Below are 13,031 nucleotides of genomic sequence, written 5' to 3'. Positions count from 1 at the left end.
GGAACTGCTGTTATTTTTGAAAAAATTACTATATAACTGTATAATCCTAATAAATATTGAAGGATTTTTTATCCAACTGTCGAAATAAGATAATACATATAGTTATCATGGATAGTATCTTTAGCCTGGTATGGCAGGATTTGGTGGGGGAGGTTGGAAGAAGTGGCTCATAGTTTGATCGATAAAATAACAAACTTTTTGATGCCTGTAGATGAATTTCAACAGCCGGAAGAGTCAATTCCAGCAGGTAATAAAGTTGAATTTACCGTGCATAGTCCGGCCGAGTTAAAGGTACTAGTAACAATACCACGCCAATATCAGGATGCTTTAGTTTGCGCCGACCGGCTAAAGGCCAATCATGCGGTCATTGTGAATCTGCAACTGTTGGATGCCAGGCTGCAGCAGTCGATTAGTGATTTTTTAAATGGTGTTTGCTATGTGACTGGAGGGAGCGTTGAGAAAGTTTCCGACTTTATTTTGATATATGTTCCGGCGAAGGTCGGGGTTAGTAAAGAGCTATATGCCTATTCGGTTCCCACGTACATAAAGGCTCGAAATGATAAGGTTTTTAATTTATAAGGCAAAAAAACTCTCTCCCAGGCTTGGAAGAGAGTTTTTTTTATGCTGCCATTATGAAAGGCATAAGCACCGGGTAAGCAGCATAAGATGATGAAAGATGCATAGGGGATTAAAATGAAGCGAGGTAGGTAGAAGTATGAAAAGTTCGCTTAAGGAAAAAGCGCAGATTTTCAAAGCTTTATTTTGCCTGACAATCTTAATGGTCTTGTGGTGTGTGTTTTCCTTGGCTTTGCCACAATTTCTCGCATCTGACGCGGGACGCATATTTTCATTTACCTGGGCTGTGGCTGCGGCGATCATGGTTGCTGCCCATGTAAGGCGGCTGTTGGCCTCGCGCCGAAGACGCTATGAACTGCCGCCTGAACTTAGGTTGGAATATAACCATGGGAGCCGCAAAAGTTTTGGTTTTCAGCGAAAAATGACACGGAGCCTGCTAAAATAGATTGTTTAGTTACTGACAGTTTTAAGTGTACTTTCTAGATTTGTCAATAAATCGTCAATATTTTCCCGGGTGATGACCAGTGGCGGCTGGAAGGCGAGCACGTTACGATTAGGACCGTTTTTCCCGATCAGGAAGCCATTATCCTTTAATTTTTCCAAAATATAATCCACCTTCTGTGGTGCCGGTGATTTGTCGGCATGCACAATTTCCGCACCAAGCATAAGGCCCAAACCGCGGACATCGCCAATGACCGGATATTTTTCCTGCAGCTCCAGTAAGCCTGCTTTTAGCTGGTTGCCCAGTGTTTCGGCCCTGGTGACCAGCTTGTTTGTTGTAATATAGTCCAGCGTGGCCAGCGCGGCTGCCGAAGTGACCGGATTTCCACCCAACGTAGAGGCACCTGGCCGGGTGTAGGTATCGGCAATAGCCGGTGTGGCGATGAAGGCTCCCACCGGCGTACCGTTGCCTAATGCCTTGGCGACAGTCATAATATCCGGTTCCGTAGCATAATGCTCTATGGCAAACATTTTGCCTGTACGGCCAAAGCCGGTCTGGACTTCATCAACGATTAATAAAATTCCGTATTGCTGTAAGATTTCCTTTATACGCTTAAAATAGCCTGGCGGCGGTGTGATCATACCGCCGTTTCCTTGTATTGGTTCGGCAAACATGGCGGCTACTTGACCGGAAGTGGCTGTTTTTACGACAGCTTCCACCTCGTTGGCGCAAGCCAGGTCACATTCGGGATAGCATTTGTTCATGGGACAGCGGTAACAATAGGCATTTGGTGCGAAGCTGATACCGCCAACCGGTGCGGTATCGGTCCGCCAAAGGCTAAGTCCGGTCAGACTCATTCCCAGTTTGGTACGGCCGTGGAGTCCTTGCCGCAAACTGATAAATTCATGTTTGCCGGTATAAATGGAGGCAAGTAAGGCTGCTCCTTCATTTGCTTCACTGCCGCTGGCGCAGAAGAAGGATTTTTGCAGGCGGCCGGGAACAATTTGCGCCAGCTTTTCCGCTAAATTGACAATGGTTTCTGTCAGGTAGATGGTGCAGGTATGTTGTAGTGTGGTTACTTGTTTTACAATAGCATCGGTGATGGCCGGATTGCAATGACCGCAGTTCATAACCGATACGCCGGCAAAGCAGTCCAGGTACTGTTTCCCCTGTTCGTCGAACAGATACTGCATTTGGCCCCGTACTAATTGCATCGGATTTTCGTAAAAATGATATACACAGGGGATTAGATAGTCACGTTTTTTTCTGAGTACTTCTTGTACGCCGATAGGTTTATTCACCTTAATCACTCCTCAATGCCGCAAGGCTGTAGTTTGCCAGGGGTGTCTTTGTTTTGGCAGTTTGAAGACAAACCCTGGCTTATTAATGAAAGATCAGCGCGATTTACGATAACGGAAGGCGCCAATGCCCAATTCCCGGGGGCTTTGCGCGGCAAGCCGGGCTAAAACAGCTTCGTCATAACGATAATTTTCTTTTTGCTTTTGCAATTTATCCAGTTCTTGACGATAGATAGCGGTAATTTCGCCAAGCTGTTCCGGTTGGTAGTGCTGACCTTCAATTCGCAGACTGTGAAGCTGGGAGAGGCCCGGCAAATAGGGTAGCAGGCAAAGGTCCTTGGCAAATAAAATATGATGACGATTGTATTGATCACGGCGAATCAGGTGGCGTTCACCGGAACTGTCCAGCAATGCATAGCGGTCAGAAGCCTGCGCAAGGGTTGCCGACATGTCATGGTCCATAACCATCGCTTCCTGACTGCCGTGAACGATCAACTCCAACGGGAGAAAACTGGCGGCAGCCAACGTTGCTACCTGGGCATAGGCTGCTTCCGGGGAAATTGCTGCCTGGACTACTCGCTGCTCGTTGAGCAGCTTTGCAGTGTAATGATTAAAGAGATTAAGGGAAACATCCGCATAGAGTGGCAGCGAGGTTGTTTCTTTGGCCAGAAGGAGTGAGCCGGGATTGCTGACCATGATTCCCTGAGGCCGTAGTTTGTCCAGTTGGGTAAACAGATGGGAAAGCTCAGCGCATTCCCGTTCAGTAGTAATTCGTGGCGTTGTGACTACCAGTTGAGCACCATACTTAAGAGTAATGGCCAGCGCCTCTTCAAAATCGCTGAGTGTCCAGGGCTTGGCCGGGTAAAAGGCTTCACCGCCGGCATAAACGATATTGGCTCCTTGCTGGCAAGCCTTAGTCAGACCATCCAGATCGGCCACGCGTACGGTTAGCTGCGGAAGGGAAGACGTCGGCTGGTAGGTTATATTTTCTAGCAGCTTGGCGGCGGGGATGCCGGCTTCTTTTACGGCCTGGCTGAAAAAGCGCGGTTCCCGTTCGCCTGTATAGCCGATGGACTGGGGACCGGGATTGCCGAAGGCATAACAGGTCGAAAAATCACGGGCCCGGCTGTCATAAAGCTCCTGCCAATCTTCTTCATTGGTTACGTAACCGGTAGGATCAGACATATAGTTATCAATAGCACGGCGATAGATATTGACAATTTTGGTTACAAAATCGGCTGTGCGCATACGTCCTTCGATTTTAAAAGAACAAACGCCGGATTGGATAAGTTCGGGCAGATTGCGATACATGCACATGTCTTTCAGTGCCAGTTTATAGGGCCCTGGATTGTCGGCTCCCTGCAAAGCGGCAGAGGTGTCAGCATCGATAATTTGATAAGGCCAGCGGCAGGGTTTTAAACAACGGCCCCGGTTGGAGCTTTGGCCAAACAATACGCCGGAATGGGTGCATTGGCCGCTATGAGCTATGCACATATCGCCGTGAACAAAATATTCGACTTCAATGCCGGTCCGTTCTTTTAACAACGTAAGCTGGGGCAGTGACATCTCGCGATTGGCGACGACACGGCTAACACCGTACTGCTGCAGCAGACGGACGGCATATTCGTTGTGGGTGTTCATCATAACGGAAGCGTGCAACGGCACAGTCAGATTGACTTCTCGGGCCAGTGACAGAACAGCCAGATCTTGCACAATTAACGCGTCAGGTTGTATTTCATTTAAAAATTGGAGATAGGAACGCATGGCATCCACTTCATCGGTACTGATCAGGTTATTTACGGTAATGTGCAGGCGCACCTGATGTTTATGGGCATAGTCGACCGCTTTTCTCAACATATCGTCATCGAAGTTGGCATCGGTGCGATGCAGGCGCATATTAAAACGTTTGCCACCAAGATAGACGGCATCGGCGCCGGCGGCAATAGCGGCTTCCAGTACGTCCCAGGTACCTGCGGGGGCTAATACTTCTACACTGCTTGGTTGTAATAACATAGTTTCCTCCTGAGGGTTACTCAAATATTTCGACTGCTTCCTTTAGTAAGGAGGCGGGCAAATCAATCGATAGATTTTGTGCTGCGAAGGCGTTTAATAAAATCTCTGGCTGATCAGCTATTCCCACCGGAATGATGCTGACCGGTTTCCCGCTGAGAATTTCCGAGGCTTTTGCTGCGCAGGCCCGGCCTAATTGATAATGGTTGGCTACCAGCGCTGCCAAGGCGCCGGCGGATACATTGGGCGGATGGGAGGCTACGACCGGCAGGTTTAAGTTGTCCGTATAGTAGACAATGGAAGCGAAATTTTCTTCGATAATGCGTCCGATTGGCAAAAATAATGCATCCAAATCGGCCGGAAGCAGATCGGGCAGAGTGGACAAGTCCTCCGGCCGGTCAACGGGCAGTAAAACCAGTTCAAACGTCCCCTGGTTGGCGTCGGTAATATTTTTTACTTCCAGGAGGGCATTACTGTCGGCGGAGTGGTACAATACACCGAGCTTTTTAGCCTTTGGCAGCAGACGGTTGATAAAGTCCAGCTTGGCTTCCGCTTTTACCATGCCGGCGACGCCTGTCGCCTTCCCGCCGGGCTTTGCGAGACTTTGAACCAATTTAGCGCCCACTGGATCAAATACAGGCGTAAAAACAACAGGCACATGGCCCGGTAAATGCAGTGCGGCCAGCGCGGCCGGTGTTGAACAGGCAAAGCATAAGTCAAGGGGATGGGAGCCGAGCTTTTCAATTAAGCCATTCAGTGCCTGGATATTTCCATCTGCATTGTAATAATAAAATTGTGCGGTTATGTTGAGGCTTTCTAGGCCGGCTTTAAAACCGCGTACCGCATCATCAAGATTTTGGGTTAACTGAAGAATGCCAATGTGGAACAAAATAGTACACCTCTTTTTTACGTGTAGTAACCTATAAAAATTCCATATGGGATAGAATAATACCTGCAGGAATAGACAAAATTTGCGTGAATTTGTCAGGAAAAGATAATAGTTTTAAAGTTTAGAAGGATTTTGTAAGAAGACTATGGAAGTAACAATATTTCAAATATGTTATATACCTTGTTGCTAAAGTTGGTGCTTTTTTCAGGATCGGGTAAACCGGCAACAGTGTATTTATTACGTAATAAAAGGTGATATTCATGGATTTTGTTCATCTTCATGTACATACGGAATATAGCTTGCTGGACGGAGCCAGCCGGATCAGCGATTTGATCAAACGGGTAAAGGAACTTGGCATGACTTCTATTGCCATCACCGACCACGGTAGTATGTACGGCGTGGTTGATTTTTATAAAGCGGCAGTTAAGCAGGGGATTAAGCCGATTATTGGCTGCGAAGTGTATGTGGCGCCTCGCTCACGCTATGAGAAGACTGCTGTCGAGGGAGAAGCCTATTATCATTTGATTTTGCTGGCTGAAAATAATGAGGGCTATCGTAATTTGCTGGAGTTGGTATCCCGGGCAAATACGGAAGGCTTTTATTACAAGCCAAGAGTCGACCGGGAGCTTTTGCGCACCTATCATAAGGGGCTTATTTGTCTTAGTGCCTGTATCGCCGGCGAGATACCTGCCCTGCTGCTGCGGGGGGATGTGTCACGGGCCACGGACCTGGCAAAAGAGTACCGGGACATATTTGGATCGGATAATTTTTTCCTGGAATTGCAGGACCATGGTATACCGGAACAAAAACAGGTCAATCAGCAGTTGATTGATATGTCCCGTGAACTAGGGATTGAACTGGTTGCCACCAATGATCTTCACTATATAAATAAAGAAGACGCCGAGTTTCACGACGTGTTGCTTTGCATCCAAATGGGAAAAACTGTAGATGATACGGCGCGTATGCGTTTTCCTTCGCCGGAATTTTATCTGAAAAGTGCGCAGGAAATGGCCGACCTGTTTCCCGGCCGCCCGGAGGTACTGACCAACACTTGTAAGATTGCCGAGCGCTGCCAGGTCGATTTTGATTTTAATACTTTCCATCTGCCGGAATTTCCGGTGCCCGACGGGCTGACGGCCGATGCCTATTTGCGCCGGCTATGCCAGGAAAAATTGCCGCTTCGCTACGCGGATATTACGGGAGAAATTACTGAACGGCTGGTCTTTGAACTGGATGTCATTCAAAAAATGGGATATTCCAGCTACTTTTTAATTGTCTGGGATTTTATCAATTATGCCAGACAAAACAACATTCCAGTAGGGCCGGGCAGAGGTTCGGCGGCAGGCAGTATTGTCTCTTATCTTTTGGGGATAACGAATATTGATCCCCTGAAATACGGTCTGCTGTTTGAACGGTTTTTGAATCCTGAACGGGTAACCATGCCTGATATTGATATTGATTTTTGCTACGTTCAGCGCGGCAAGATTATTGAATATGTGTCGGCCCGTTATGGCGCGGACCGGGTAGCGCAGATCATTACCTTTGGTACCATGGCGGCTAAGGCTGCCATCCGGGACGTAGGGCGGGCGTTGAATATGTCCTATGGGGAAGTTGACCGGGTTGCCAAGCTGGTACCCAATGAGCTGGGCATTACGCTGAGTAAAGCGTTGCAAAGCAGTACGGAATTGAAAGAAGCTTATCAGCAGGAACCGGCAGTGACCAAGCTGGTTGATTTGGCTATGGCGGTAGAAGGTCTGCCGCGTCATGCCTCCACTCATGCGGCCGGGTTGGTTATTGCGAAAGAACCGTTGACTCATTATGTGCCGCTGCAGAATTCAACCGAAGGATTTCTTACCACGCAATATGACAAAGACCGGGTTGAGGAGATCGGGCTATTAAAGATGGATTTGCTGGGGCTGCGTACCTTGACTGTTATTGGTGATGCATTGACCCTTCTGCGTAAAAACCGGAATATTCACATTGATATAGACAACATTCCGCTTGTCGATCAGGCAGTCAATGAAATGCTGGCCAGTGGTGATACGGCCGGCGTGTTTCAGATGGAATCAGGCGGCATGACCAACCTGGTAAAAGACTTGAAACCGGAGAGCTTTGACGACCTGATCCCGCTGGTCGCCCTGTACCGTCCCGGTCCTTTGGGCAGTGGTATGGTTACCGACTTTATTGAGGGCCGCCATGGCAAAAAAAAGGTTACTTACCTGCATCCGCGGCTGGAGACGATATTGAAGGATACCTTCGGCGTTATTCTCTATCAGGAACAGGTTATGCAAATCGCCTCCGAACTGGCGGGATTTTCACTGGGACAGGCCGATTTGCTCCGGCGCGCCATGGGCAAGAAGAAGCATGAAGTGCTGGCTGCACAGCGCGAGAACTTTATGAAAGGCGCCCGTGAACGGGGAATTGACGATAAGCTGGCAACGGAGATTTTCGATCTGATGGCCCATTTCGCCGATTACGGATTCAACAAATCCCATAGCGCCGCCTATGCCTTGGTCGCCTATCAGACCGCTTATTTAAAGGCTCATTATCCTTGTGAGTTTATGGCGGCATTGTTATCCAGTGTCATGGGCACGAATGATAAGGTGGGCTTCTATATTGAAGAATGCCGACGGATGGGAATTCGCATTTTGCCGCCGGATATCAACGCCAGTCTGGCCGGTTTCAGCGTAGCTGACAAGGATATCCGCTTTGGTCTGGCGGGAGTAAAAAATGTAGGGGAAAACGCTATCAATAACTTATTATCTGCCCGTCAAAAGGGCGGAAAATTTATTTCGCTGGTTGACTTTTGCACCCGGGTGGATATGAGAGTGGTCAATAAACGGGTTATTGAAAGTCTGATTAAATGTGGTGCCTTTGATTCGTTAGGCGCCAAACGGTCCCAGCTTCTTCAGGTATTGGAAAAGGCGGTGGATGTTGCCGCAGGCCGTCAGAAGGATCAGGCCAGCGGCCAGTTGGGCTTATTTGGGGAAGAAACGCTTCAGCATGTCGATTCTGTCGCACTGCCGCCAATGGAGGAACTGGCTTTGGATCAATTGCTGGCCTATGAAAAAGAAATGATAGGTTTTTATGTTACGGGGCATCCTTTAGATAAATACCGCGATAAGATGAAATCCTTGGTGCCGATCAGCCAGCTTGCCGATTGCCCCGACGGTAAAGTATTAAAACTAGCCGGTCTTATTAGCAGCGCTAAGAGGATCAATACAAAAAGCGGTGACATGATGTGCTTTCTGACACTGGAGGACTTTACCGGCCAGGTAGAAGTGATTGTTTTTCCCCGTCTCTTTCAGCGAAAGGGAGCCGTTCTTGCCGTGGACATGCCTGTAGCGGTCATTGGCAAAATCAACAACAATGAAGAAAGCAGCAAAGTCATCGCGGAAGATGTCGTGCTGCTGGATCAATTCGGTCCCGAGGTGAGGATTAAAATCCGCAAAGAACAGGAAAATCCTGAAGTATTTGCTGACTTGAAAAAGGTGTTTGCCAATTTTCGCGGTTCGGCGGTTGTATATTTGCATTTAGTTGACAGCCGGCGAGTCATTAAAACCGAGCCGCAATATTGGATTGATCCTTCCCCGGATGCGACAAAGGCTATTGAAGCTGTCCTGGGCGATCAGGTTGTAAATGTTATTTGATAAAAAAATGTTTTATCGCGAAAATATAAGTAGATTTTTGTGGAATCATTTCAGTGAGTGATGATATAATTGACAATTGTAAAAGGGAAAGAGAACTATGAAAATCATAGTATGTGTCAAACAAGTACCTTTGACCGGTGATGTTGCTCTTCATCCAGAGAAGTATACGTTGCTGCGGCAAAGTGCCTTAGGAATGTTGAATCCTTATGATAAAGAAGCCATGGAAATGGCATTAGCGTTGCGGGAAAAACATGGCGGCCAGATATATGTTTTATCCATGGGGCCGGAACAGGCTCGAGAAATCCTTCGTGAATGCCTGGCCATGGGGGCCGATGAGGCTGTTTTGCTAAATGATCCTTGCTTTAGCGGCTCCGATACGCTGGCGACCAGCTATATCCTGGCCGCCGGTGTACGTAAACTTGGCGGAGCGAACCTGATTCTTTGCGGACAGTGCGCTCTGGATGGCAGCACGGCGCAGGTTGGCCCTGAACTGGCGGCGCAGTTGGATTTTGTGCAAATTACCAGGGGGATTAATATCGATATAGAAAGCGATATTCTTACCGTTCAACGTAAAACAGAGAATGGCTTGGAATGGCTTACCGCTTCACTGCCGGCCCTGGTTACCATCTTGCAGGCACCGCAAAGTTCCCGGCTGCCGACTGTTAAGGGAGCAATTAGGGCTAAAAACAAAGAGATCCCTGCCTGGAATGCAGTCGATTTGGCGGTTTCCAGAAATTCTATCGGTATCAGCGGGTCGCCAACCAGAGTACGTCGCATCGCAACCCCTTTCGTCAACACTGCCGTATCTTGCCAACTGATTACCGGACAGACGCCGGAACAGTCGGCCCGGGTGTTAATCGGAAAGTTGCGCGAAAATCTTATTCTTTAATGGATATTTGTGAATGAATTTGCTAAGATGTAGGTAGCTTGTGAGGAGTCAAGGCCAATGGACATAGATGGTATTAACAAAAACTGTTCTTCAGGCATTTGGGTCTTTATTGAACAAACCGACAATAAGCCGAAAGACGTCAGCTGCGAATTATTGGGACAAGCCCGCGTTCTTGCTGCCCAGATGAAGCTGGCGGTAACCGCCGTAGTTATTGGTCATGGTGTGAACCAGGTGGCCAGGGAGGCGATCGCTTTCGGTGCCGATAAAATTTTCTTAGTCGACGGACCGGAATATGAGCATTACTCCACAGATGCCTTTTCGACTGTTTGCACTAAGTTAATTTATACATATAAACCTGCAGTATTTCTCTTGGGGTCAACAGAGATTGGCCGTGATTTGGCGCCGCGTGTTGCCTGTCGGGTGAAAACCGGGCTGATAGCGGATTGTACCGGAATCTATTTTGCCGCCGATGATAAACAGCTTATCTGGACGCGTCCCGCCTATGGGGAGGCTGCCATAGCAGAGGTTGTTTGTCCGGAACGCCGCCCCCAGATGGGAACGGTCCGGCCGCAAGTCTTTGAGCTTCCGGTAAGAGACGCTTATCGGTCGGGTGAAATCATTCAAGTAGATAGTCCGGTTAGTTTTAACGAAATTCGTACATCGCTAGTAAAAACTCTGGAGAAACAGTCGAAAAATAATTCGTTAAAAGAAGCGGACATAGTCGTTGCAGGTGGACGAGGAGTTGGGAATGTAAAACAGTTTTTGTTGCTAGAGACGCTGGCTAAGAAATTAGGCGGTGTGGTGGGGGCCTCGCGGGCCGCCGTAGATGAAGGCTGGAGTGACCCGGCCTGTCAGATTGGACAAACGGGTCAGATTATAAAACCGAAATTATACATTGCCTGCGGAATTTCCGGCGCCGTGCATCATCTTGCCGGAATTGCAGCGGCAAGAACGGTTGTGGCGATCAACAAAGATCCTAAAGCGCCTATTTTTAAACGGGCTCATTATGGAATTGTCGGTGAGATCGAACAAATTATTCCTGCCTTAATTGAACAACTATCCTGATTTTGTCGATATGTTTGCAATATTTCCGGCAAAAAGGGGAATCAAGCAGGAATACTGTTTACTTTGGAGAAAAGCATTTTATATATTTAGTTATTCAGCTAGCAAAGCTGTAATGGTAGGAGGCGGCAATATGTGGATAGCCATATATATAGCAGCTAATCGCGCTCAGGCCGAGATGTTAAAAAATTTGTTGTGCAACGAAGGCATTCTTGCCAATGCCAGGCCCACCGGAGTGGCATCAGCCCTCGGTGATGGGATGTACGAAATATTAGTATTAGAATCGGAAGCGGATGAAGCTCATGCCGTTCTCTGTCAACATGCGGTGAAATAATTAAAGAATATTTTTAGTGCGAATAGTTTGGGATTTTTATGTTAAAGATTACTTGAGGAGAGTGTGTATATGTTAAAAAAGACAAAGATTATCTGTACAATGGGACCGAGTACAGAAAAAGCCGGTATTTTGGAAAATATGATGGAAGCGGGAATGAATGTCGCCAGATTCAATTTTTCTCATGGCAACCATCAGGAACATGCCGAACGTATTAAATATGTGCGTGCAACGGCAGCAAAAACCGGTAAGACGATTGCTTTGCTGTTAGATACAAAAGGGCCTGAAATGCGTCTGGGTATGTTTGCCGAAGGTAAAGTGAAATTAGTTGAAGGACAGACCTTTGTTCTGACAAGTGAGGAAGTTCGAGGGACTACAGAACGGGCTATGGTTAATCACAGTATGCTGCCGCAGGAAGTTTCCCCGGGCAACCAAATCCTTCTTGCCGACGGCCTGGTTTGCCTCAATGTGGAGGCTGTTAAAGGAAACGATATTATTACCACCGTACTAAATTCTGGTGAAATCGGCGACCGCAAAAGAGTGGCTGCTCCCGGCGTAAGCCTTAATCTGCCGTTCTTATCCGACAAGGATGTTTTGGACATTCAATTCGGTATTGAACAAAACATGGACTTTATCGCCGCTTCTTTTGTACAGCGGGCGGCTGATGTGCTGGCTATCCGCAAGGTGCTGGAAAATGCCAAAGCACAGATGGATATCATTGCGAAAATTGAAAATGCGGAAGGCGTAAAAAATATTGATGAAATATTGAAGGTTGCCGACGGCATCATGGTGGCTCGCGGCGATTTGGGCGTGGAAATTCCCGCCGAAGATGTTCCGGTAGTGCAAAAGCGCATTATTGAAAAGTGCAATAAAGCCGGAAAACCGGTTATTACGGCTACCCAAATGCTAGAGTCCATGATCAATAATCCGCGTCCTACCCGGGCGGAAGCCAGTGATATTGCCAATGCCATTATGGATGGCAGCGATTGCATTATGCTTAGCGGTGAAACTGCACAGGGCAAGTATCCGGTGGAAGCGGTAGAAACCATGGCCCGCATTGCACTCCGTATTGAGGCTGCTTTGAATTATTCCTCCATTTTGCTGGCCAAAGGAATTGTGCCACAGCGTACAACTACCGATGCAATCAGCCATGCAACCGTACAAATTGGTCATGAGCTGGGGGCGGCGGCCATCATTACCTCCACTCAGTTCGGCCATACGGCGCGGATGGTGTCCAAGTACCGGCCGTCAGCCAATATTGTTGCTGTAACCCCTTTTGAAAAGACCATGCGCCGGATTATGCTGTTGTGGGGCGTTATTCCGGTACTGGGGGTTACCTCTGAAAACAGTGATGAAATGGTAAATAATGCGGTGCAGTACGCACTGGCCGCCGGTGCGGTTAACGACGGTGATTTAGTAGTTTTGACCGCCGGCGTTCCAGCCGGTATGACCGGTACGACCAATATGATCAGGGTTCATATCGTGGGCAATATTCTGCTTCGCGGCACAGGCATCGGACAAAAGGCGGTTACAGGGAGAATTTGTATTGCCACCTCGATCAACGATGTTCAAAATAAATTGCAGCCCGGCGATATTCTGGTTGTTCATAGCGTTGATGAAGAAACCGCGCCTTATGCTTCGAAAGCTGCCGCCATTGTGGCTGTAGAGGGCGGACTTACCTCGCAAGCCGCTATTGTTGGCATTAGCTATGGTATACCGGTGATTGTCGGCGTAGACGGTGCTACCGACCGTTTGCACGACGGTTCTACCGTTACGGTAGATGCCGGCAGGGGACTGGTCTTCCAAGGAGAAATAAACGCACGATAAAAGTAAACTGAGCAATAGATTGTCAGCCCGGAATTTGGTTTCGGGCTGATTCTTTAG

10 protein-coding genes are annotated in these 13,031 nt (G+C 48.0%); 7 read left to right on the top strand and 3 right to left on the bottom strand.

The features are described from left to right. Positions 1–162: 162 nt before the first annotated feature. Together F3H20_RS13220 and F3H20_RS13215 are read left to right on the top strand one after the other, a co-directional pair. Complete coding sequence (locus F3H20_RS13220) at positions 163–579, top strand: cell division protein SepF (RefSeq protein WP_149735386.1); 417 nt, start codon at positions 163–165, stop codon at positions 577–579. A gap of 136 nt (positions 580–715) precedes the next feature. After that, the gene (locus tag F3H20_RS13215) at positions 716–1,021 is read left to right on the top strand and encodes a hypothetical protein (protein WP_149735385.1); all 306 of its coding nucleotides are present in this window, start codon (positions 716–718) and stop codon (positions 1,019–1,021) included. 5 nt (positions 1,022–1,026) lie between these two features. Here F3H20_RS13215 and F3H20_RS13210 read toward each other — a convergent pair whose 3' ends face one another. The 3 genes from F3H20_RS13210 to F3H20_RS13200 all read right to left on the bottom strand — a co-directional run bounded on the left by F3H20_RS13210 (position 1,027) and on the right by F3H20_RS13200 (position 5,215). Then, positions 1,027–2,319, bottom strand: coding sequence for an aspartate aminotransferase family protein (locus F3H20_RS13210; RefSeq protein ID WP_149735384.1), 1,293 nt, complete (start codon positions 2,317–2,319; stop codon positions 1,027–1,029). 93 nt (positions 2,320–2,412) lie between these two features. Further along, positions 2,413–4,329, bottom strand: a complete 1,917-nt coding sequence (locus tag F3H20_RS13205; RefSeq protein WP_149735383.1) for a peptidase U32 family protein — start codon at positions 4,327–4,329, stop codon at positions 2,413–2,415. Positions 4,330–4,345: 16 nt separating this feature from the next. Next, positions 4,346–5,215, bottom strand: coding sequence for an ABC transporter substrate-binding protein (locus F3H20_RS13200; RefSeq protein WP_149735382.1), 870 nt, complete (start codon positions 5,213–5,215; stop codon positions 4,346–4,348). Between the two features lie 260 nt (positions 5,216–5,475). Between F3H20_RS13200 and F3H20_RS13195 the strand changes: the two genes are divergently transcribed. From F3H20_RS13195 to pyk, 5 genes are all read left to right on the top strand, one after another. Beyond that, positions 5,476–8,865 (top strand): DNA polymerase III subunit alpha, encoded by a 3,390-nt coding sequence (locus F3H20_RS13195; RefSeq protein WP_149735381.1) that lies wholly within the window; start codon positions 5,476–5,478, stop codon positions 8,863–8,865. Between the two features lie 97 nt (positions 8,866–8,962). Beyond that, on the top strand, positions 8,963–9,754 hold the full coding sequence (locus F3H20_RS13190; protein WP_149735380.1) for an electron transfer flavoprotein subunit beta/FixA family protein: 792 nt from the start codon (positions 8,963–8,965) through the stop codon (positions 9,752–9,754). A gap of 57 nt (positions 9,755–9,811) precedes the next feature. Continuing rightward, a complete protein-coding gene (locus tag F3H20_RS13185) occupies positions 9,812–10,819 on the top strand; it encodes an electron transfer flavoprotein subunit alpha/FixB family protein (protein WP_149735379.1) in 1,008 nt (335 codons plus the stop codon). Between the two features lie 130 nt (positions 10,820–10,949). Beyond that, complete coding sequence (locus F3H20_RS13180) at positions 10,950–11,150, top strand: putative signal transducing protein (RefSeq protein ID WP_091751185.1); 201 nt, start codon at positions 10,950–10,952, stop codon at positions 11,148–11,150. Positions 11,151–11,219: 69 nt separating this feature from the next. Next, a complete protein-coding gene (gene pyk, locus F3H20_RS13175; protein ID WP_188128327.1) occupies positions 11,220–12,974 on the top strand; it encodes a pyruvate kinase in 1,755 nt (584 codons plus the stop codon). Positions 12,975–13,031: the final 57 nt, after the last annotated feature.

Origin of the sequence: Propionispora hippei DSM 15287, from assembly GCF_900141835.1 — a bacterium.
GTDB lineage: Bacteria > Bacillota > Negativicutes > Propionisporales > Propionisporaceae > Propionispora > Propionispora hippei.
This window is presented reverse-complemented; position numbering and strand designations above follow the sequence as displayed.

Excerpts from the sequence above, each read along its gene's own strand:
- F3H20_RS13195 (WP_149735381.1), top strand. The coding sequence starts at position 5,476 with ATGGATTTTGTTCATCTTCATGTACATACGGAATATAGCTTGCTGGAC.
- F3H20_RS13185 (WP_149735379.1), top strand. The coding sequence starts at position 9,812 with ATGGACATAGATGGTATTAACAAAAACTGTTCTTCAGGCATTTGGGTC.
- pyk (WP_188128327.1), top strand. The coding sequence starts at position 11,220 with ATGTTAAAAAAGACAAAGATTATCTGTACAATGGGACCGAGTACAGAA.
- F3H20_RS13190 (WP_149735380.1), top strand. The coding sequence starts at position 8,963 with ATGAAAATCATAGTATGTGTCAAACAAGTACCTTTGACCGGTGATGTT.
- F3H20_RS13215 (WP_149735385.1), top strand. The coding sequence starts at position 716 with ATGAAAAGTTCGCTTAAGGAAAAAGCGCAGATTTTCAAAGCTTTATTT.
- F3H20_RS13205 (WP_149735383.1), bottom strand. The coding sequence starts at position 4,329 with ATGTTATTACAACCAAGCAGTGTAGAAGTATTAGCCCCCGCAGGTACC.
- F3H20_RS13180 (WP_091751185.1), top strand. The coding sequence starts at position 10,950 with ATGTGGATAGCCATATATATAGCAGCTAATCGCGCTCAGGCCGAGATG.